The 19,835-nt window shown below is 33.8% G+C and carries 22 protein-coding genes; 17 read left to right on the forward strand and 5 right to left on the reverse strand.

The genetic code is table 11. The annotated features are described in order from the left end of the window. Positions 1–61: 61 nt before the first annotated feature. Positions 62–439 (forward strand): PUR family DNA/RNA-binding protein, encoded by a 378-nt coding sequence (locus tag QWY90_RS11010; RefSeq protein ID WP_290286969.1) that lies wholly within the window; start codon positions 62–64, stop codon positions 437–439. Between the two features lie 63 nt (positions 440–502). Here the strand turns inward: QWY90_RS11010 and QWY90_RS11015 are convergent, their stop codons facing one another. After that, positions 503–844 (reverse strand): tRNA-binding protein, encoded by a 342-nt coding sequence (locus tag QWY90_RS11015; protein WP_290285979.1) that lies wholly within the window; start codon positions 842–844, stop codon positions 503–505. A 107-nt stretch (positions 845–951) separates the two neighbouring features. Between QWY90_RS11015 and glgA the strand changes: the two genes are divergently transcribed. Together glgA and QWY90_RS11025 are read left to right on the forward strand one after the other, a co-directional pair. Next, positions 952–2,178, forward strand: a complete 1,227-nt coding sequence (gene glgA, locus QWY90_RS11020; RefSeq protein ID WP_290285980.1) for a glycogen synthase — start codon at positions 952–954, stop codon at positions 2,176–2,178. A 63-nt stretch (positions 2,179–2,241) separates the two neighbouring features. Next, positions 2,242–3,516, forward strand: coding sequence for a glucose-1-phosphate adenylyltransferase (locus QWY90_RS11025; protein ID WP_290285981.1), 1,275 nt, complete (start codon positions 2,242–2,244; stop codon positions 3,514–3,516). Positions 3,517–3,555: 39 nt separating this feature from the next. On the opposite strand, the gene QWY90_RS11030 is transcribed toward QWY90_RS11025, so the two are convergent. Both QWY90_RS11030 and QWY90_RS11035 read right to left on the reverse strand, forming a co-directional pair. Beyond that, complete coding sequence (locus QWY90_RS11030; protein ID WP_290285982.1) at positions 3,556–3,873, reverse strand: c-type cytochrome; 318 nt, start codon at positions 3,871–3,873, stop codon at positions 3,556–3,558. A 119-nt stretch (positions 3,874–3,992) separates the two neighbouring features. Then, the gene (locus QWY90_RS11035) at positions 3,993–4,925 is read right to left on the reverse strand and encodes a peptidylprolyl isomerase (protein ID WP_290285984.1); all 933 of its coding nucleotides are present in this window, start codon (positions 4,923–4,925) and stop codon (positions 3,993–3,995) included. 75 nt (positions 4,926–5,000) lie between these two features. On the opposite strand from QWY90_RS11035, the gene QWY90_RS11040 reads away from it, so the two are divergent. The 4 genes from QWY90_RS11040 (at position 5,001) to QWY90_RS11055 (ending at position 8,139) form a co-directional block, all read left to right on the forward strand. After that, positions 5,001–5,450: a DUF1569 domain-containing protein gene (locus tag QWY90_RS11040; RefSeq protein ID WP_290285985.1), complete on the forward strand. Its 450-nt coding sequence runs from the start codon at positions 5,001–5,003 to the stop codon at positions 5,448–5,450. A gap of 17 nt (positions 5,451–5,467) precedes the next feature. Further along, positions 5,468–6,148, forward strand: a complete 681-nt coding sequence (gene trmD / locus QWY90_RS11045; RefSeq protein ID WP_290285986.1) for a tRNA (guanosine(37)-N1)-methyltransferase TrmD — start codon at positions 5,468–5,470, stop codon at positions 6,146–6,148. Between the two features lie 161 nt (positions 6,149–6,309). Further along, positions 6,310–6,660 carry a 50S ribosomal protein L19 gene (gene rplS / locus QWY90_RS11050; RefSeq protein WP_290285987.1) on the forward strand — a complete coding sequence of 117 codons (351 nt, stop codon included), beginning with the start codon at positions 6,310–6,312 and terminating at the stop codon, positions 6,658–6,660. Positions 6,661–6,915: 255 nt separating this feature from the next. After that, a complete protein-coding gene (locus QWY90_RS11055; RefSeq protein WP_290285988.1) occupies positions 6,916–8,139 on the forward strand; it encodes an NADP-dependent isocitrate dehydrogenase in 1,224 nt (407 codons plus the stop codon). Positions 8,140–8,196: 57 nt separating this feature from the next. Here the strand turns inward: QWY90_RS11055 and QWY90_RS11060 are convergent, their stop codons facing one another. Beyond that, positions 8,197–8,883, reverse strand: a complete 687-nt coding sequence (locus tag QWY90_RS11060; protein WP_290285989.1) for a hypothetical protein — start codon at positions 8,881–8,883, stop codon at positions 8,197–8,199. A 161-nt stretch (positions 8,884–9,044) separates the two neighbouring features. On the opposite strand from QWY90_RS11060, the gene QWY90_RS11065 reads away from it, so the two are divergent. The 8 genes from QWY90_RS11065 to QWY90_RS11100 all read left to right on the forward strand — a co-directional run bounded on the left by QWY90_RS11065 (position 9,045) and on the right by QWY90_RS11100 (position 17,985). Beyond that, positions 9,045–11,393 (forward strand): TonB-dependent receptor, encoded by a 2,349-nt coding sequence (locus tag QWY90_RS11065; RefSeq protein WP_290285992.1) that lies wholly within the window; start codon positions 9,045–9,047, stop codon positions 11,391–11,393. A gap of 4 nt (positions 11,394–11,397) precedes the next feature. Then, positions 11,398–12,219 carry a DUF4249 family protein gene (locus QWY90_RS11070; protein WP_290285993.1) on the forward strand — a complete coding sequence of 274 codons (822 nt, stop codon included), beginning with the start codon at positions 11,398–11,400 and terminating at the stop codon, positions 12,217–12,219. Between the two features lie 86 nt (positions 12,220–12,305). Further along, positions 12,306–12,968, forward strand: coding sequence for a thiamine diphosphokinase (locus tag QWY90_RS11075; RefSeq protein WP_290285994.1), 663 nt, complete (start codon positions 12,306–12,308; stop codon positions 12,966–12,968). A gap of 6 nt (positions 12,969–12,974) precedes the next feature. Beyond that, positions 12,975–13,934, forward strand: a complete 960-nt coding sequence (rlmF, locus tag QWY90_RS11080; protein ID WP_290285995.1) for a 23S rRNA (adenine(1618)-N(6))-methyltransferase RlmF — start codon at positions 12,975–12,977, stop codon at positions 13,932–13,934. Next, positions 13,931–14,512: a GDP-mannose pyrophosphatase NudK gene (gene nudK / locus QWY90_RS11085; RefSeq protein WP_290285996.1), complete on the forward strand. Its 582-nt coding sequence runs from the start codon at positions 13,931–13,933 to the stop codon at positions 14,510–14,512. The genes rlmF and nudK overlap by 4 nt, the downstream gene beginning before the upstream one ends. Positions 14,513–14,546: 34 nt before the next feature. Beyond that, the gene (gene uvrB, locus QWY90_RS11090) at positions 14,547–16,535 is read left to right on the forward strand and encodes an excinuclease ABC subunit UvrB (protein ID WP_290285997.1); all 1,989 of its coding nucleotides are present in this window, start codon (positions 14,547–14,549) and stop codon (positions 16,533–16,535) included. 9 nt (positions 16,536–16,544) lie between these two features. Then, positions 16,545–17,057, forward strand: coding sequence for a GNAT family N-acetyltransferase (locus QWY90_RS11095; RefSeq protein WP_290285998.1), 513 nt, complete (start codon positions 16,545–16,547; stop codon positions 17,055–17,057). A 97-nt stretch (positions 17,058–17,154) separates the two neighbouring features. Further along, positions 17,155–17,985: a T9SS-dependent choice-of-anchor J family protein gene (locus QWY90_RS11100; RefSeq protein ID WP_290285999.1), complete on the forward strand. Its 831-nt coding sequence runs from the start codon at positions 17,155–17,157 to the stop codon at positions 17,983–17,985. A gap of 1 nt (position 17,986) precedes the next feature. Here the strand turns inward: QWY90_RS11100 and QWY90_RS11105 are convergent, their stop codons facing one another. Then, on the reverse strand, positions 17,987–18,388 hold the full coding sequence (locus QWY90_RS11105) for a tellurite resistance TerB family protein (protein WP_290286000.1): 402 nt from the start codon (positions 18,386–18,388) through the stop codon (positions 17,987–17,989). Between the two features lie 115 nt (positions 18,389–18,503). Here QWY90_RS11105 and QWY90_RS11110 point away from each other — a divergent pair, with 115 nt between their 5' ends. Together QWY90_RS11110 and QWY90_RS11115 are read left to right on the forward strand one after the other, a co-directional pair. After that, entirely contained in the window at positions 18,504–18,983 is a 480-nt protein-coding gene (locus QWY90_RS11110) for a hypothetical protein (protein WP_290286001.1), read from the forward strand. 12 nt (positions 18,984–18,995) lie between these two features. Further along, entirely contained in the window at positions 18,996–19,796 is an 801-nt protein-coding gene (locus tag QWY90_RS11115; protein WP_336622161.1) for an alpha/beta hydrolase, read from the forward strand. The last annotated feature ends 39 nt before the right edge of the window (positions 19,797–19,835 follow it).

Consider the following 19,835-nt stretch of genomic DNA (forward strand, 5'->3'; position numbering starts at 1 on the left):
CGTAACAAAAAATTTACCATTTTTGAACTGTATTGAAACACTACTAATTGACCGAAAGTATATGAGAGAAAATGATATGTTAGAAAAAGATGAGATTTTTTCTAAAGTTTTAAGAGCCGGAAGAAGAACATATTTCTTCGATGTGAGAGCTACAAAAGCCGATGATTACTACATTACCATTACAGAAAGTAAAAAATTTACAGAAGAAGATGGTTCTTTTCACTTCAAAAAACACAAAATTTATTTATACAAAGAAGACTTCGCAGCTTTCTCAGAAATTTTAGAAGAAATGACCGCTTATGTTTTAAACCACAAAGGCGAAGAAGTGATATCTGAAAGACATCAAAGAGATTTTAAAAGAGAATACCAACAAGAAACTGTTGAAGAGAAACCTGCTTCAGAAAAAAGTTTCACAGATATTGATTTTGACGATATTTAAGTTTAAGTAATTAGGCATTAACCATATTTAAAAGTCCGAAGCTATATAGTTTTGGACTTTTTTTTATCCTATCCTCAACCCATTTTCTACTTTTAAATCAGAAGAAAGTAATACAATATCTTTCTCCAAACCAACAGAACCAAGAACTAAACATTCACTCATAAAAGTACCTATTTGTTTCTTCGGAAAATTAACAACAGCTACAATTTGTTTGCCAATTAATGCTTCTTTACTATACCGTTTTGTAATTTGGGCTGATGATTTTTTAATTCCAATTGCGGAACCAAAATCAATCTTCAATTGGTATGCCGGATTTCTAGCTTGAGGAAATTCATTAACTTCTATGATGGTTCCTATACGCATAGTTACTTTTTCGAAATCTTCCCAAGAAAGTAAATGTTCCATAAAAATTTCGTTTGTATAGTTTTTATATAGTTATAAATGTAGTAAAAACATTTTATTTTATTAATTTTAAAGAATTAATATACATTCAAAAAAAATACATTTTCTAAATGAAAATAGCCCTTTTCACTAATGAATTTCCGCCGAATATTTATGGTGGCGCCGGTGTTCATATCGATTTTTTAAGTAAGGAATTAGCTAAATTAGGTGACGTTGAAGTACGCTGCTTTGGCAATCAAAACGAGCATACATCAACTATGAACGTTTTGGGAATTCAATCTTCTTTGACTAAAATGGAAGATGCAACAAATCCGCATATTAAAATGTTTCAGAATTTGAGTAAAAATGTTGAGATGTCACAGCATACGATACAAGCTGACGTTATTCATTGTCATACTTGGTACACACACTTGGCCGGAATATTCTCGCGCGAATTGCTTCAAGTTCCTTTAATTCTCACCACACATAGTTTAGAAACACATCGTCCTTGGAAAGTAGAACAATTAGGGAATGGCTATTTTCTCTCGCGTTGGATAGAACATAAAGCGTATAATACTGCCGATGGCGTTATTGCTGTTAGTGAACAAATGAAAACGGATGTAGTAGAAGCCTACGGAATCAAACCTGAAAAAGTAACCGTTATTCACAACGGCATTGATCCAGAATTTTACAAACCTACTTTTGACAACCAATTATTAGAAGAATACGGCATTAATCCAAACATTCCTTTTGTACTTTTTGTTGGGCGAATTACGCGTCAAAAAGGAATCTCACAATTAATTTCGGCGGCAAAGTATTTTTCGAAAAATTGTCAAATTGTATTGTGTGCCGGTGCACCAGACACTCCAGAAATAGCAAAAGAAACCGAAGAACTTATTGCCGATTTAAAATCGCAACGTGATGGTGTTATTTTAATTTCAGAAATGTTGCCACGCGAAAAAGTCAAAGTATTATATAGCCATGCTCGAGTTTTTGCTTGCCCTTCGCTTTATGAACCTTTTGGAATTATTAATTTGGAAGCGTTATCGTGCGAAACTCCAGTTGTAGGAAGTGCTGTTGGTGGTATTCCTGAAATAATTCAAGAAGGAAAAACAGGTTACTTAATTCCACTTGAAAGTATTTCTCGAACCGATTTTAATCCGAAAAATCCAGAAGCATTTCAAAAGAACTTTGCAGAAAAAATCAATCAATTAATAGCCGATGAAAATTTAGCCAAAACAATGGGAAAGGCAGGAAGAGAAAGAGTTTTAGAAATATTCAGTTGGGAATCTATTGCCAAAAAAACATTTAACTATTACCAAGAAGTCATAACCCGATTCGAAAAAGAAAAAGCATAAAATAACAAAGAGGATCAGATTGTTTTGCTTAATAGCTAGCAACTCCTCGCAATGACATAAAAAATGATAAACAAAAGCACATTAGCCATTATTTTGGGTGGCGGACAAGGCTCAAGATTAGCACCGTTAACTGAGAGCCGTTCTAAACCAGCTGTTCCAATAGCTGGAAAATATCGTTTGGTTGATATACCAATTTCAAATTGTATTAATTCAGACATTAAAAGAATGTTTGTTTTGACGCAATTTAATTCGGCTTCACTAAATCAGCATATCAAAAACACCTATCATTTTAGCCATTTTAGCACGGCTTTTGTTGATATTTTGGCGGCAGAACAAACTCCGGATAACCCAACATGGTTTCAAGGAACAGCGGACGCAGTTAGACAATGCATGCAGCATTTTATGAACCATGATTTTGATTATGCTTTGATTTTATCCGGTGATCAATTGTATCAAATGGATTTTAACGAAATGATTAAAGCACATGAAAAAAGTGGTGCTTCAATTTCAATAGCGACCTTACCTGTAGATGATAAAGATGCCCCTGATTTTGGAATTTTAAAAACCGATTCAGAGAATTTTATAACCTCATTTATCGAAAAACCGAGTGCCGAATTGTTGCCTAATTGGACTTCTGATGTAAGTGAAGAATCGAAAGCTGAAGGTAAACTTTACTTAGCCTCTATGGGGATTTATATCTTCAATCGTGATTTGTTGGTGGAATTAATGAAAAATCCAGACACTAAAGATTTTGGAAAAGAAATTATTCCACAAGCCATTGGAAAACATAAAATACTGAGCTATCAATATGAAGGATATTGGACAGATATTGGTAATATAGATTCATTTTTTGAAGCTAATTTAGGTTTAACAGATGATATTCCAAAATTCAATCTTTTTGATAATTCAAGTAAAATCTACACACGTGCAAGGGTTTTACCACCATCAAAAATCACAGGTGCATCAACAGTAGATAAATCAGTTGTTGCTGAAGGTTGTATAATCAACGGGACAACAATAGAACATTCTGTAATTGGAATTAGAAGCAGAATTGATTTTGGCACTACTGTTATAAATTCTTATTTAATGGGTAATGATTACTATCAAAATTTAGAAGAAATCAGAAATAATAATTTGCATAATATTGCTAACATCGGAATTGGTGAACGTTGCTTTATCAATAACACCATTGTTGATAAAAATTGTAGAATTGGAAACGATGTCCGACTCAATGGCGGTAAACATTTAGAGGATATAAATACAGATTTATATACAATTAAGGATGGCATTATAGTAGTTAAGAAAGGTGCAGTTTTACCAGACGGATTTACTGTTTAAATAAAAATCCCGACCTGTATTTTCAGGTCGGGATTTTTTTTAGTTCATGGTTACATAGTTGTAAATTTTTTGTCCAGCTAAATCATCTAAATGTGCTTTCTTTTGCATACTTGCTACTATTGGTTTCCATTCTTCGGATGAAAATTCTTTGGTATCATAAAGCTTATGACATTTTGCACAATTGTTTTCGTAAAGCGATTTACCTTCTGCTAATTCAGCAGACATTACTGTCTGTGCTGGTTTAGCAGAAACAGTTGTTTCCGGTTTTTTAACTTCTGTGGTTGGCACACTCGATTTAGAAGCACACGAATAAATGATTACGGATAAAACGGCGAGAGCAAGTACTTTATATTTCATGTTTTTATTTTAATTGTATTTAGTAAATATAAAAAAAATCCCAATAGATTTTCATTGGGATTTTAATTTTAACTAAAATATTAAATAAAACTGCTCACTAATTACTGAGCAATAAACTCTTATTTCACATCCATTAATTCAACATCAAAAATTAGAGTTGCATCTGGTGGAATTACACCTCCTGCTCCGCTTGAACCATATCCTAAATAAGGTGGAATAACAAAACGCGCTTTGTCTCCTACTTTCAAAAGAGCTATTCCTTCGTCCCAACCTTCAATAACTTGACCTTGACCTAATCTGAATTCAATTGGTTTTTTTCTTGGATAAGAAGAATCAAATACTTTTCCACTTTCTAAAGAACCTTCATAATGAACTGAAACCGTTTTACCACTTTCAGCTTGTTTTCCTGAACCTTTTTGAATCATTTTATAACGTAGACCGCTTTCCGTTTTATCGAAACCTGCTGCTAATTTTTCCATAGATTCTTCCGCTTGCTTTTTTGCTTCTTCAATTCTTTTGGCACGAGAACCTTCAAATGTTCTGAATGCTTCGATTGCATTCCATTTTTTAGCTTCGTCTCCTACTCTAACTATTTCTATATTGTCAATCAAATCGCCTTGAGCTATAGCATCAACAACATCTTGTCCTTCTACAACGTTACCAAAAACTGTATGTTTTCCGTCTAACCAATTGGTTGGAACATGAGTGATAAAAAACTGTGAACCATTACTTCCAGGACCTGAATTTGCCATTGATAAAACACCTGGTTTATCATGTTTTAAAGTTGGATGAAACTCATCATCAAAATTATAACCTGGACCACCAGTCCCAACTCCTTGTGGACAACCACCTTGAACCATAAAATCAGGAATTACTCGGTGAAATTTTAATCCATCGTAATATGGTTTTCCCATTGGTTTTGCTGAATTTTCTAATTGTCCTTCAGCTAATCCAACAAAATTACCAACTGTTCCTGGAGTTAAATCGTGTGTTAGCTTTACTAAAATCGAACCTTTTGAAGTATTGAATTTAGCGTATATTCCATTTTCCATTGTGTGAATTTTTATTTTGTGGGGCAAAGATAATACTTAAAATTGTAATTTTGGTTACCAATAAAAACTGAAAACATGAGTTCTATTTACAACAAAGCTGATAACGATTTAATCATTGCTAGAATCCATAAACTAACTCCAGAAACAAAAGCACTATGGGGAAAAATGACTGTTGACCAAATGTTACAACATTGTACCATAACAAGTGATGTGGCTTTTGGTAAAAAAGATATAAAGATTAATTTTCTATTGAAACTATTGGGGCGAATGCTTAAGAAAAAGGTCTTTTATGGTGGTGATATGGGCAAAAACTCACCAACTGCCAAAGAGTTTATTGTAACAAATCATATTGAATTTGAAAAAGCAAAATCCGATTTTATTGCCAACTTTAGTCGATTTGCATCAGAGGGAAAATCTTCAATTATATTAATGAATCATCCTTTTTGGGGAAAAATGACCTATGACGATTGGGATGCATTAATGTGGAAACACACCAATCATCATTTAGAGCAGTTTGGGGTTTAACTTTGTATCTTTGCACAATGCGTATAGATATCATAACTATTTTACCCGAATTAATGAAAAGTCCTTTCGAAGCTTCGATAATGAAACGCGCTATTGAAAAGGGATTAGTGGAAGTTCATTTTCACAATTTACGAGATTACACCAATAACAAACAAAAAAGTGTTGACGATTATCAATTTGGTGGTGGAGCTGGAATGGTAATGATGGTTCAGCCAATAGATGATTGTATAACGCATTTAAAAAGCGAAAGAAGCTACGACGAAATTATTTATATGTCGCCTGATGGTGAAACCTTAAACCAGAAAATGGCCAATACTGCTTCGATGTATGAAAACATAATTATTCTTTGCGGACATTACAAAGGTGTTGACCAACGGGTGCGCGATCATTTTATTACCAAAGAAATTTCGATTGGTGATTATGTACTTTCTGGTGGTGAAATTGGTGCTATCGTATTTTGCGATGCCATTATACGTTTGATTCCAGGTGTTTTATCAGATGAAACCTCAGCACTGACTGATAGTTTTCAAGATAATTTATTATCCGGACCAATTTATACACGACCAGCAGACTACAAAGGTTGGAAAGTTCCGGAAGTTTTAACCAGCGGACATTTTGCTAAAATTGACAAATGGCGTGAGGACATGGCGTTTGAACATACCAAAAATCGTCGTCCAGATTTGCTGGACAATGAATAATGGATAATTAACAATTGATAATGAGCCATTTGCATCATAAAAAAATTATCAATTATTAATTGTTAATTATCAATTCTTTCCTATCTTTGCCCCCACATTTGACCAACCTCTGGCGAAAACCGTGAATGTTGCTCAGATTTAAAACCATAATAAGTATAAAAATGGCAAATTTAGTAGATTTCGTTAATAACGAATTATCAACCAAAAAAGATTTCCCTACTTTCGGTGCTGGTGATACAATCACAGTTTACTACGAAATTAAAGAGGGTGAAAAAACAAGAACTCAGTTTTTCAAAGGAGTTGTAATCCAAAGAAAAGGTGCAGGAATAACTGAAACTTTTACAATCCGTAAAATGTCTGGTGCCGTTGGTGTAGAGCGTATCTTCCCAGTTAACATGCCAGCTTTACAAAAAGTAGAAGTGAACCAAAGAGGTAAAGTTAGAAGAGCTCGTATCTACTACTTTAGAGAACTTACTGGTAAAAAAGCAAAAATCAAAGAAAGAAGAAGATAATTCGAATCTTTCTATTCATAAAAAAAGTCCCGATTGTACCGGGACTTTTTTTATTCTGTCATTTTAAATCTAATATTTTATCAAATCAATATTTTTTCAAAGGTAAAATGACAATTTGATAATTCAATCGATTTCGCAATAGTTGTCAACCGAATTTCTATCATATTAATTATATTTGCTATCGCGAAAATTTTTAAACAACACCCGAGGCGCTGCCGAATTGTATGGAGCGTAGCGGAGTAAAACCTCAACAAAATGGCAAAAATTAAAGTAGCCAATCCAGTAGTAGAATTGGATGGCGATGAAATGACACGAATTATTTGGAACTTTATAAAAGAACAATTAATTCTGCCTTACCTAGACTTAGATATTAAATATTACGACTTAGGTATAGAGCATAGAGACGCTACTAAAGACCAAGTCACTATCGACTCAGCAGAAGCCATCAAAAAATATAACGTAGGTATCAAATGTGCTACCATTACTCCAGATGAAGAAAGAGTAAAAGAATTCAATCTTTCTGAAATGTGGAAATCTCCTAACGGAACTATCCGTAATATCGTTGGCGGAACTGTTTTTCGTGAACCAATTATCATGAAAAATGTTCCTCGTTATGTTCAAGGTTGGACAAAACCTATCGTTATTGGTCGTCATGCTTTTGGCGATCAATACAAAGCAACCGATAAAGTTATTAAAGGAAAAGGAACGTTAACCATGTCATTTACGAATGAAGCCGGAGAAACTACAACTTGGAATGTTTACGACTTTAAAGGTGACGGTGTGGCAATGTCTATGTATAATACAGATGAAAGCATCTACGGATTTGCACATTCGTCTTTTCAAATGGCGTTGACCAAAAAATGGCCATTATACCTTTCAACTAAAAATACCATCTTAAAAGCGTATGACGGAAGGTTTAAAGATATCTTCGAAGAAGTTTTCCAACAACATTACAAATCACAATTTGATGCCATTGGAATCACATACGAACACAGATTAATTGACGACATGGTTGCTTCTTGCATGAAATGGAACGGCGGATTTGTTTGGGCCTGTAAAAACTATGATGGCGATGTTCAATCGGATACAGTAGCACAAGGATTTGGTTCATTAGGATTAATGACCTCTGTTTTGGTTACTCCAGATGGAAAAACGGTTGAAGCAGAAGCGGCACATGGAACCGTAACGCGTCACTTCAGAGAACACCAAAAAGGACGCGCAACTTCTACTAATCCAATTGCATCAATCTTTGCTTGGACAAGAGGATTAGAGCACAGAGGAAAATTAGACAACAATCAAGAATTAATTGATTTTTGCTTAAAACTAGAACAAGTTTGTATAGAAACAGTTGAAAGCGGGAAAATGACAAAAGACTTAGCCATGTTGGTGAAACCTGAGGGGCTAACGGCTGCTGATTATTTAACTACAGAAGGTTTCTTGGCAGCTATTAAAGAAAACCTAGATGTGAAATTGGGATAAAATACAATCTTAAAACATATTTAAAAGCGGTCTTGTTTGAATAATAAGGCCGCTTTTTTATTTCTTTACTTCAAGTTCAATACCATTGATTCTAAAAATTTTTACAACTGCTTTATAGCCTGTATTTAAACCCCATTGTTGGGCAGTGATTAACTTTTCATTCCCATCAAAAAAGGTAAAGGCACCTGTGTTTGGAAAAAACTCACCAGTGTTTAAGGCCTCTATTTGTATTGTATTTAATCCTAATTTTAAATTAAAAGTATATTTATTAAAACCTGATTCTAATTCATATAATGGAATAACTTTTTCCCCATTTAAATAAATAGCAATCAAGTCACCATCTACGTTACCATAATCTCTACAACCAATATATATAGTTTCGGTATAAACTTTAAATTCTCCGAAAAAGAAATCGCTGTTTTCAACTACACTAGCATAGCCTTCTGTTTTCAGCATTTTATTAGCTTTTTCAGTATAGCCTTTAGCCGGACTAGCAAATTGTTCTTTTTCGAATATACTTTTCTCTTCTTCTGGCTTTTTCTTTAGTAATGAAAAACTTTCTCCTAGTTTGTCTTTTTTATCAAAAATACTTGGATAGGTTATCGCTTTTGAAGATGTGGGAGAAACACTTCCTTTAGGGTTTGAAATTGGGGCAATATTCAATGTTTTCTTAGGCAACTCAAATTGAGAGAAACCCTTGAAGGAGATAAGAATTAAAAATAAAAAAGCGAAAATTGCTTTCATCAAATAATTTATTTAAGCCGTAAAAGTATTCAAATTCTTTTCAAAAGTTGTTCTGAATTAACCATTGATTAACATAATCATTTGTAACAATACCTACCTTTGTCCGCCAAACGGGGAATCAAAATAAAATCATCAATTATATGCAAAAAAAAATCATATTTATGTTACTAATTTTAGTAACTACTATCTCATTTTCCCAAGAAAAATTTACTCTTAGCGGAACTATTGCAGACATAAGAACCAACGAGACCCTAATTGGAGTTAACCTATTCATCCCAGAAATAAAAGCAGGAGTTATTACCAATGAATACGGTTTTTATTCTATTACGATTCCAAAAGGAACCTATAAAATCCAAATCAGTTATTTAGGTTATGAAACTATCGAAGAAACTATTTCATTAGATAAAGACATCAAGAAGAATTTTAATCTAAATGAAACCGGACAAGCTTTAGAAGAAGTAGTTATCAATACCGAAAAAACCGCGACTAACATTCGCAAACCTGAAATGAGCGTTAACAAACTCTCTATCGGAACTATAAAAAAGATTCCTGTTGTTTTGGGCGAAGTTGATATTTTAAAAGCACTTTTAACTTTACCAGGTGTCACTAATGCCGGTGAAGGTCAATCGGGATTCAATGTTCGTGGTGGAGGTGCTGATCAGAATTTAATTTTATTAGACGAAGCTACCATATTTAACTCATCTCACGTTTTTGGATTCTTTTCAGTTTTCAATCCAGATGCTATTAAGGATTTAAAATTATATAAAGGCGGAATTCCTGCCCGATTTGGAGGAAGGGTTTCGTCAGTTTTAGACATTTACCAAAAAGATGGCAATAGTAATAAATTCAGCATGAACGGCGGTATCGGATTAATTTCGAGCCGACTGCTTGCAGAAGGACCAATAGTAAAAGACAAAGGTTCATTTCTATTTGCCGGAAGAGCTTCCTACGCACATTTATTTTTAAAGTTAACCGACAATAAAAACTCGGCCTATTTTTATGATTTAAATACCAAAATTAATTATAAACTGAATCCTAACAACAATTTATTCCTTTCCGGATATTTTGGTCGTGACGTTTTTAGTTTAAACAATAGTTTTATAAATACTTATGGTAATTCGACCTTAAACCTGCGTTGGAATCACCTGTTTTCGGATAAATTATTTACGAATCTTTCGGCGATTTACAGTGATTACTATTATGGTTTGGATTTGAATTTATTAGGGTTTTTATGGAATTCTGGTATCAAAAACTACAATATCAAGTATGATTTCAAGCATTATGTTACCGATAAGGTAAAATTAAATTACGGTGTTAACAGCAGTTATTATGATTTTAATCCCGGAACCATAGAACCATCAGGCTCTGATTCAGGAATAAATTACAAACAACTTGAAAAGAAATATGCTTTTGAGCCTTCTATTTATATCGATGCTGAACAAAAAGTAACCAAAGACTTTTCTCTTTCTTATGGTCTGCGCTACAGTTTGTTTTATCGATTGGGAAGCTCTACAGTAAATCTTTATCAAAATAATCAAGCGGTAATCTTTAATTCTGATTTACAGATTTATGAAAAAGGAACACCAACCGGAACAAAATTTTATGGTAGCAATAAAGTGATTGAAAGCTTCAACAATCTCGAACCTCGCTTTGCAGCTTCTTATCAGTTAAACGAAAACGAATCGATAAAAGCCAGTTACAATAGAATATCGCAATACCTTCAATTAATTTCTAACACAGCATCTCCAACACCTTTGGATGTTTGGACTCCGAGTGACAACTACATAAAACCGCAGATTTTAGACCAAGTGGCTTTGGGTTACTTTAGAAACTTTAAAGAAGATAAGTATTCGTTAGAAGTAGAAACCTTCTATAAAAAAATCAAAAACCGTATCGACTACATTGATGGTGCCGACTTAATTGCAAACGAAGCCATTGAACAAGTAATCTTAAATGGCGAAATGAGAGCTTATGGTTTAGAAGTTTTATTCCGAAAAAATACCGGAAAGTTAAACGGTTGGATATCCTATACCCTATCGAAATCTCAGCAAAGAACACCTGGAAGAAATGCTTCAGAAACAGGAATAAACAACGGAAACTGGTACCGTTCTGCCTATGATAAATTACATAACTTATCGATCACAAGTTCTTATAATTTTAATCCAAAATGGGTTTTTGGAGCTAATTTTGTCTTGCAGTCAGGGCAACCCGTAACCTATCCAAATGGTCAATACGAATATGAAGGCATCACTGTTCCGACTTATGGATTGCGAAATGAAAATAGTCTCCCGGTTTATCATCACTTAGATATTTCAGCTACTTATACTCCGAAACCCAACAAGAAAAAAGGATGGCAAAGCGAATGGGTTTTTAGTATTTACAATCTATACGGACGTAAAAATGCAGCATCAATTTCTTTCAGACAAAATGTAGACAGTGGTGCAAATGAAGCAATTCGCTTGTCCATATTCGGAATTGTTCCAGGTGTTAGTTATAACTTTAAATTTTAATCTTATGAAACTCTATAAAATCACATTATTTTTCCTATTCACTATTTTTATAACAAGTTGTGAAGATGTTGTTCAAGTTGATTTAGATACTGCAGCACCAAAGCTTGTCGTTAATGGTTCAATTCAATGGCAAAAAGGGACTTTGGGTAATGAACAACAAATCAAATTATCGACCACAACAGGTTTTTACAGCACCACTATTCCAACAGTTTCAGGAGCATTGCTATTTGTAACCAATAGTGATAATATTACTTTCAATTTTTCTGAAGAAATTCCTAACTCCGGAATCTACCTTTGTCATAATTTTGTGCCCGAAATTGACAAAACGTATGTCCTGACAATTATTCTAAATGGAGAAACTTATACTGCAACCGAAAGTCTAAAAAGCGTCTCGCCTATTACTAATATTACTCAAAACAACGAAGGAGGTTTTAATGGAAGTGATATAGAAATCAAAACCTTTTACAATGATCCTGCTGTTGTGAATAATTACTATTTGTTTAAATATAAAGCTAATGTGAATGCTATTCCAAGTTATGATGTTAGCGATGATGAGTTTTATCAAGGCAATGAATTTTTTGGCTATTATACCGATGAAAATATTAAAAGCGGCGATAACTTAGACATCACTATTTATGGAGTTTCCAAACGCTATTTCGATTACATGAGCAAACTTATTTTAATTTCAGGAGGTAGTAATGGTCCTTTTTCTACACCACCGGCAACAGTTCGTGGAAACATCATCAATCAAACAAATCCAAACAACTATGCTTTAGGGTATTTTAATATTTCGGAAACTGATTTTAGGAATTATGTTGTACAATAAAAAGTCAGAGCTACAAGGTTAGAAGTACGAAGTTTTTTTAATTACTTTTACAATTCGTACTTCCAACTTCTAATTTTATCCTTATAATGTCATCACACCATATTGTTCGCGACGACCAAGAACCTGCATTAATTATTGCCAATGGTGAAGCATGTAGTCAAGAACTATTAGGCCAATTATTAGAATGGTCACCATTAGTTATTGTTTTAGATTCGGCTATCGAACGTGTATTAGAATTGGGAATCAAAGTCGATGTTTTATTAGGTGATTTTGACCGTGGATTTGATGCCGATTATTATAAAGAAAAACAATATCCAATAGAAATAGTGTACAAACCAAATCAAGACAAAACTGACTTGGAAAAAGCCTTTGATTACTTAATCCAAAAAGGACACAAAGCTGCCAATGTAATCTGGGCAACCGGACGACGTGCTGATCATACGATTACTAATTTAACGAATATTGTTGCCTATCGAAATCTATTGAAAATCGTTATTCTTGACGACCATTCGAAAGTGTATTTGCTTCCAAATACTTTTGAGAAATGGTATACTGCCAACACATTTCTTTCTTTAATTCCAATTGGAAAAGTTAGCGGAATCTCTACTCATAATCTTTTCTATTCTTTAAGTAATGAAGACTTAACTATTGGTTACCGAACCGGAAGTAGCAATCATGTTTCTGAAGATGGTATCGTTTCAATAACCCATAAAGAGGGTGATTTATTATTAATGGAATGTTGGGATTAAACTGAAATGAAAAAAAATCAAAATACCACAGAAAAAACAAGTTTGCATCCCAGAAATCCTCATCGGTTTCGGTATAATTTTGATACCTTAATAAAAGCTTGTCCTGAATTAAAAAACTTTGTTTCTGTTAATGAACATCAAACAGAATCTATTGATTTCAGTAATCCCGAAGCTGTAAAAATTCTTAATAAAGCCATACTGATATTGAATTACGATATTCAGAATTGGGATATTCCTGCTGGTTATCTTTGTCCGCCAATTCCGGGAAGAGCCGATTACATTCATTACATCGCCGATTTGTTGGCAACGACCAACAACGGAATTATACCTGAAGGCGAAAAAATAGTTGGTTTAGACATAGGCATTGGTGCCAATTGCATTTATCCAATAATTGGAAACTCGGTTTATGGCTGGAGTTTTGTTGGGACAGATATCGATGAAAAAGCACTTCAGAATTGCAAAAAAATCATAACTAATAATCCAAAATTGATTGACGCAATTAGTTTGCAGTCACAAATAGAACCTAGATTTATCTTCAAAAATATTATTCTACCCGAAGATAAATTTGCTTTTACCATTTGTAATCCACCGTTTCATGCTTCTGCAGAAGAAGCTGCGAAAAGTGCGTTACGCAAAGTAAACACTTTAGAAAATAAAAAATCAGAAAAGCCAATTTTAAACTTTGGCGGTCAAAGCGCCGAGTTATGGTGTAAAGGTGGCGAATTAGGTTTCATTACCCAAATGATATACGAAAGTGTAAAATATCCTATGCAATGTTTGTGGTTTACGACATTGGTATCCAAAAAAGAGAATCTGAAAAATATTTACAATCTACTGAACAAAGTCGGTGCGGCAGAAATCAAAACTATAGATATGGCTCAAGGTCAAAAGATAAGCCGTATTGTCGCGTGGACTTTCCAATCTCCAAAACAACAACAAGATTTTATTAATTCCCTAAACTCATGAGCAACCCAAAAATAGAAATTCTAACTACCGAACTGCTTTCGAATAATTGGTATACCTTAAGAAAAATAACCTATAACTATCAAAAAAAAGATGGCAATTGGGAAACCCAATCTCGAGAAGCTTATGATAGAGGAAATGGAGCTACTATTTTACTTTATAATAAGAATTCTAAAACCGTAATCCTAACGCGTCAATTCCGTATGCCGACTTATTTAAACGGGAATGAAACTGGAATGTTAATTGAAGCCTGCGCCGGATTATTGGACAAAGACAATGCTGAAGAATGTATTCGAAGAGAAACAGAAGAAGAAACAGGTTATAAAATTTCAGCAGTTCAAAAACTTTTTGAAGTATATATGTCTCCAGGTTCAGTAACTGAAATTGTACATTTTTTCGCCGCTGAATATACCAAAGACATGAAAGTCAATGATGGTGGTGGTGTTGCAGATGAACAAGAAAACATCGAAGTTTTAGAATTTGATTTTGATATTGCTTATAACATGATTGCATCCGGAGAAATCAAAGATGCTAAGACAATAATGCTGTTGCAATATGCTAAAATTCATAGTTTGATTTAGAATCTTCCTATCTTTACAATTCTGAATATTTGCTATGAAATTCCAAGTCGTATCCGATTATAAACCTACCGGCGATCAACCGCAAGCAATTGAGAAACTTACTGCTGGAATTCTCAACGGTGATAAATACCAAACGCTACTTGGTGTAACTGGTTCTGGCAAAACATTTACCGTTGCCAATGTGGTACAACAAGTCGATAAACCAACTTTGGTTTTAGCACACAATAAAACCTTGGCAGCGCAATTGTATTCTGAATTTAAGCAGTTTTTTCCAAATAATTCGGTGCAATATTTTGTATCCTATTACGATTATTATCAGCCCGAAGCTTTTATACCAGTTACAGGTACTTACATTGAAAAAGATCTTTCTATTAACGAAGAATTAGAAAAACTACGTTTGAGCACCACTTCTGCCCTGCTTTCAGGACGTCGTGATATCATTGTGGTTTCTTCGGTTTCGTGTTTGTATGGAATTGGAAATCCGGTGGAATTTCAGAAAAATGTAGTTTCAATTGCAAAAAATGAAATGATTTCTCGAACCAAATTATTACACCGTTTGGTTCAGAGTTTATATTCTAGAACAGAAGCTGAGTTTTTACCAGGAACTTTCCGAATCAAAGGCGATACCGTTGATATTTTTCCGAGTTATGCCGATGAACCATATCGGGTGCATTTTTTTGGTGATGAAATTGAAGAAATAGAAGCTTTTGATGCAAAAAGTACCAAAGTAATAGAACGTTATGAAAAGTTAAATATATATCCAGCGAATATGTTTGTCACTTCGCCAGATGTGTTGCAAGCAGCGATTTGGGATATCCAGCAAGACTTAGTAAAACAAGTCGATTATTTCAAAGAAATTGGCAAACATCTTGAAGCAAAACGCTTGGAAGAACGCACCAATTTTGATTTAGAAATGATACGCGAATTAGGCTATTGCTCCGGAATTGAAAATTATTCACGCTATTTAGACCGACGTCTTCCCGGCACCAGACCTTTCTGTTTACTTGATTATTTTCCAGATGATTATTTAATGGTTGTAGATGAAAGTCACGTTACGATTTCACAGGTTCATGCCATGTATGGTGGCGATAGAAGTCGGAAAGAGAATTTAGTTGAATATGGTTTTAGATTACCAGCTGCAATGGACAATCGGCCTTTAAAATTTGAGGAATTTGAAAGCATGCAAAACCAAGTTATTTATGTATCGGCAACACCTGCCGATTATGAATTGCAAAAATCAGAAGGGATTTATGTAGAGCAAGTTATCCGTCCAACCGGATTATTGGATCCAATTATAGAAGTGCGTCCGAGTTTGAATCAGATAGATGATTTGATTGAAGAAATTCAGCTAAGATGTGAAGCCGATGAAAGAGTTTTAGTGACAACTTTAACCAAAAGAATGGCGGAAGAATTAACCAAATATTTGACAAAAGTTTCCATTCGTTGTCGTTACATTCATTCCGATGTGGATACTTTGGAACGTGTTGAAATCATGCAGGATTTGCGAAAAGGTTTGTTTGATGTTTTGATTGGTGTAAACTTATTGCGGGAAGGATTAGATTTACCGGAAGTCTCTTTAGTCGCAATTTTAGATGCCGATAAAGAAGGTTTCTTACGAAGTCATCGTTCATTAACTCAAACCGTTGGTCGTGCTGCGCGAAACGTAAACGGAAAAGCAATTATGTATGCTGACAAAATCACTAACAGTATGCAAAAAACTATAGACGACACCAATTACCGTCGCGAAAAACAAATAGCTTACAATACGTTACACGGATTGGAACCAATGGCGCTGAACAAAAGTCTGGGTAGTGCTTTGGGCAGTAACTCAGTTTCTACTCAATATTTTGAAGATAAAATCGCGAAAGCTGCCGAACCGGAAAGTTTATATTTATCCAAACCAGAAATAGAAAAGAAAATCCGAGACGCCAGAAAAGCCATGGAAAAAGCGGCTAAAGATCTCGACTTTATGCAGGCGGCGAAGTTTAGAGATGAGATTAAGAGTTTACAAGATAGGATTTAATAGTTTAGAATGAATTACGATTTCAGAAAAGCAACTACATCAGACATCCCTAAAATATGGAAAATCATTCAGCAAGCCATTGCACGCAGAAAGAATGATGGAAGTCAGCAATGGCAGGATGGTTACCCAAACGAAGATGTAATCCGGACAGATATCACAAAAGGCATTGGTTATGTCTTAACTGATAATGAAACTATTACGAGTTACGCTGCCATACTTTTTAACGATGAACCTGCTTATGAACAGCTGAAAGGAACTTGGCTGACCAACGGAGATTTTGCCGTAGTACATAGAGTTGCCATTTCAGACAATTATACAGGAAAAGGTTTGGCTCAGAAAATTTTCCTTTTTACAGAAGATTTAGTAATTAAAAAAAATATCTTTAGCATCAAAGTTGACACTAATTTTGACAACATTCCGATGCTGAAAATTTTAGAAAAGTTAGGCTATACCTATTGTGGAGAAGTGAATTTTAGAGGAAGTGACAGAAAAGCTTTTGAGAAAAAATTGCCCGTTTTCTAATTCAACTGTTCCTGAAAAACTTTTAATCCATATTTCAGGTAGGCTTTTTTTAGTTACAAATGTTAAATAGTCAAAACTATTTAATTCTTAGGACTTCATGAAAAAAATTACTATTCTCCTACTACTATTTATATCAAGTATCAAATCCTATTCGCAAAGTATTTTTGAAGAAAATTTCGAAACAACAACAGATTTATTAGCTTCTGGATGGGTAATTTATAATGATGACCATACTTTAAACAATGGATACGATTCAATTTTTACAAATGCATGGGAAATTGTTGAATGGGCTGAAGAAACCCCAAATAAAGCTGCATCAACATCCTCCGCATTTATTGAAGCCGGGCCAGCAGATAGATGGTTAGTAAGTCCGGCAATAGCAATTCCAAGTAATGCTACCAATACTTTGCTAACATTTAAAGCACGTTGTTTTGATATTTTTCCGCGTCAAGATGGTTTTAAACTAAAAATCGCTACAACAAACAATTTAAAAAACAGTTTTACCACCAACCTATTAAGTGTTCCAAATACTCCAAATACTTTATTAATAAATACAGCAAAAACCTCTGTTAATTTATCTACTTATGCTGGACAAACAATTTATTTGGCTTGGGTAGATGATTTTGAAAATGGAAATATTTTAGCTATTGATGATATAGATATATCTGCAAATTCACTATCAGTAATAGGTATAAATGCAAATAAGTTCTCAATTTATCCTAATCCAAGTAATGGGACTTTTAAAATTGATACTATAAATCAAATAAGCAAAATTGAAATTTTTGATGTTTTGGGAAAATTGGTCTACACCGGAGACTATTCAACAAATGTAATTAATGCCACTACCTCTATTTCAAAAGGAATTTATATTTTGAAAGCTACATTTGAAAATAATACTTCCGATAATCAAAAAATTATAATTGAATAAATCAGTTTAACTGCTCCTGAAAAACTTCAAGCAAAAACTCTGGGGAAATCATTTTGTTTGGCGAACATTTCATAGCTTTCAAAACACGCTTAATAGCATGTGGATTTAAACCCATATTGATACCGATTTCGTGAATTTTAATTTGTTCGCGTTCGTGTAAAATACCGTCACAATGCATCAGTAAAGCCAAGCGATAAAATTGTTGGATGCGTTCGAATTCTGACTTTATAACAACCGGATATTCTTCCTGATGAAACAAGTTCTTAAAATCTCCTTTATCTACCTGAAGTTGTTCTGCAATCATAGTCAAGAAAAGATATTCTCTTTCATGCAATCTTCCGTCAATGACAGAAAACGCAATCATTTCAGATAAAAGTGCCAATCTTTCGTTGTAATCGTTCATGCCTTTTTATAAATTTTTAGCTAAAATATAATTTTTATATATATAAAATCATTTATTTTTTATAATTGATACTATCCAATTTTTATATAATTTTATCGCTATAATTTTATTTATCATGAAAACTTTAAAAACATTACTTTTTACTTTGCTTATCTTGTCTTCTGGTGTATTTGCACAAAACTATAATCAACACAGCTATGGCGTTAATCAAGATTTAGGTAGAAGTTCTGAACCATCAAAACCTTCTCAACAAGAAATCGATGAAAATAGATCAAAACAACTTGATAAATTTATGGAACAGTTAAAAAAGGAGTTGTCACTCGACGAACTTCAAACTATTGCTATTAAAAATGAGGTTACTAGTAATAGAAAAAATGTTGAAATTCTGATGAAAAAGGAAAGTTCTGATGAAGAAAAATCAAAAGAAATAAAAGCAATGATGGATCGTACTGAAGTTATTATAAACTCTTATTTGAATAAAGATCAAAAAGAAAAATATAAAATCTTAGCCGAGAAAATGAAGTCTGGCAAAAAAAGTAAAAAAGGTAAAAAAGAAGAGGTAAAAGAAGACCAATCAATTGAAGAGAAACCATAAATCATTGTCATTTTGAAACACTTTTTTTGGTTACTCCTTTTAACTGTTTTTACTAGAACTATTGCTCAACAAAGCACGGCAAGTCCTCGGGTTTCTACCTTCACAATTGATGCTCCACAACTCAAAACCTCTAAAAATATTTGGGTCTATTTGCCAAAAAACTACAGCATTTCCACCAAAAAATATCCTGTAATTTACATGCATGACGCTCAAAATTTGTTTGATGCAAGTACTGCTCCTTATGGCGAATGGAATATTGATGAAACATTAGACAGTATTAATGCTCAGGTTATTGTCGTCGGGATTGAACATGGCGGAGACAAACGTATTGATGAACTAACACCCTATAAAAATCCAAAATATGGTGGTGGTAAAGCGGATGATTATTTAAATTTTATTGTAAAAACACTGAAACCAAAAGTTGATGCTACTTATCGGACCAAAACCAATGCAAGAAACACAGCCATTTTTGGCAGTTCACTTGGCGGATTAGTTTCGTTTTATGCTGCAATAAAATATCCTGAGGTATTCGGGAAAGTGGGTTGCTTCTCACCGTCATTTTGGTATGGCAGAAATGAAATGAACGATTTGTTGGCACAAACCAAAGAGTTTCATGCTAAAGTTTATTTCCTATGTGGAGATAACGAAGGCGATGGCGATGTTATAAGTGATCTGAAAAACATAGAACATTGGGTAAATACCAAGCGTTGCGAATGCAAAAAATTAAACAAAGAAGTGATTGTCAAAGGAGGACAGCACAACGAAAAATTGTGGCGCGAAAGTTTTAAAAAGGCGTACCTTTGGTTGTTCTAAGTACGATATACGAAGTTTAAAGTACAAAGTGAAAAATCT

This window comes from Flavobacterium paronense, assembly GCF_030409795.1.
Taxonomy (GTDB): Bacteria; Bacteroidota; Bacteroidia; order Flavobacteriales; family Flavobacteriaceae; genus Flavobacterium; species Flavobacterium paronense.

Bases quoted from the DNA above. Each gene is read 5' to 3' on its own strand.
- QWY90_RS11010 (WP_290286969.1), top strand. From the start codon at position 62: ATGAGAGAAAATGATATGTTAGAAAAAGATGAGATTTTTTCTAAAGTT.
- QWY90_RS11015 (WP_290285979.1), bottom strand. From the start codon at position 844: ATGGAACATTTACTTTCTTGGGAAGATTTCGAAAAAGTAACTATGCGT.
- glgA (WP_290285980.1), top strand. From the start codon at position 952: ATGAAAATAGCCCTTTTCACTAATGAATTTCCGCCGAATATTTATGGT.
- QWY90_RS11025 (WP_290285981.1), top strand. From the start codon at position 2,242: ATGATAAACAAAAGCACATTAGCCATTATTTTGGGTGGCGGACAAGGC.
- QWY90_RS11030 (WP_290285982.1), bottom strand. From the start codon at position 3,873: ATGAAATATAAAGTACTTGCTCTCGCCGTTTTATCCGTAATCATTTAT.
- QWY90_RS11035 (WP_290285984.1), bottom strand. From the start codon at position 4,925: ATGGAAAATGGAATATACGCTAAATTCAATACTTCAAAAGGTTCGATT.
- QWY90_RS11040 (WP_290285985.1), top strand. From the start codon at position 5,001: ATGAGTTCTATTTACAACAAAGCTGATAACGATTTAATCATTGCTAGA.
- trmD (WP_290285986.1), top strand. From the start codon at position 5,468: ATGCGTATAGATATCATAACTATTTTACCCGAATTAATGAAAAGTCCT.
- rplS (WP_290285987.1), top strand. From the start codon at position 6,310: ATGGCAAATTTAGTAGATTTCGTTAATAACGAATTATCAACCAAAAAA.
- QWY90_RS11055 (WP_290285988.1), top strand. From the start codon at position 6,916: ATGGCAAAAATTAAAGTAGCCAATCCAGTAGTAGAATTGGATGGCGAT.
- QWY90_RS11060 (WP_290285989.1), bottom strand. From the start codon at position 8,883: ATGAAAGCAATTTTCGCTTTTTTATTTTTAATTCTTATCTCCTTCAAG.
- QWY90_RS11065 (WP_290285992.1), top strand. From the start codon at position 9,045: ATGTTACTAATTTTAGTAACTACTATCTCATTTTCCCAAGAAAAATTT.
- QWY90_RS11070 (WP_290285993.1), top strand. From the start codon at position 11,398: ATGAAACTCTATAAAATCACATTATTTTTCCTATTCACTATTTTTATA.
- QWY90_RS11075 (WP_290285994.1), top strand. From the start codon at position 12,306: ATGTCATCACACCATATTGTTCGCGACGACCAAGAACCTGCATTAATT.
- rlmF (WP_290285995.1), top strand. From the start codon at position 12,975: ATGAAAAAAAATCAAAATACCACAGAAAAAACAAGTTTGCATCCCAGA.
- nudK (WP_290285996.1), top strand. From the start codon at position 13,931: ATGAGCAACCCAAAAATAGAAATTCTAACTACCGAACTGCTTTCGAAT.
- uvrB (WP_290285997.1), top strand. From the start codon at position 14,547: ATGAAATTCCAAGTCGTATCCGATTATAAACCTACCGGCGATCAACCG.
- QWY90_RS11095 (WP_290285998.1), top strand. From the start codon at position 16,545: ATGAATTACGATTTCAGAAAAGCAACTACATCAGACATCCCTAAAATA.
- QWY90_RS11100 (WP_290285999.1), top strand. From the start codon at position 17,155: ATGAAAAAAATTACTATTCTCCTACTACTATTTATATCAAGTATCAAA.
- QWY90_RS11105 (WP_290286000.1), bottom strand. From the start codon at position 18,388: ATGAACGATTACAACGAAAGATTGGCACTTTTATCTGAAATGATTGCG.
- QWY90_RS11110 (WP_290286001.1), top strand. From the start codon at position 18,504: ATGAAAACTTTAAAAACATTACTTTTTACTTTGCTTATCTTGTCTTCT.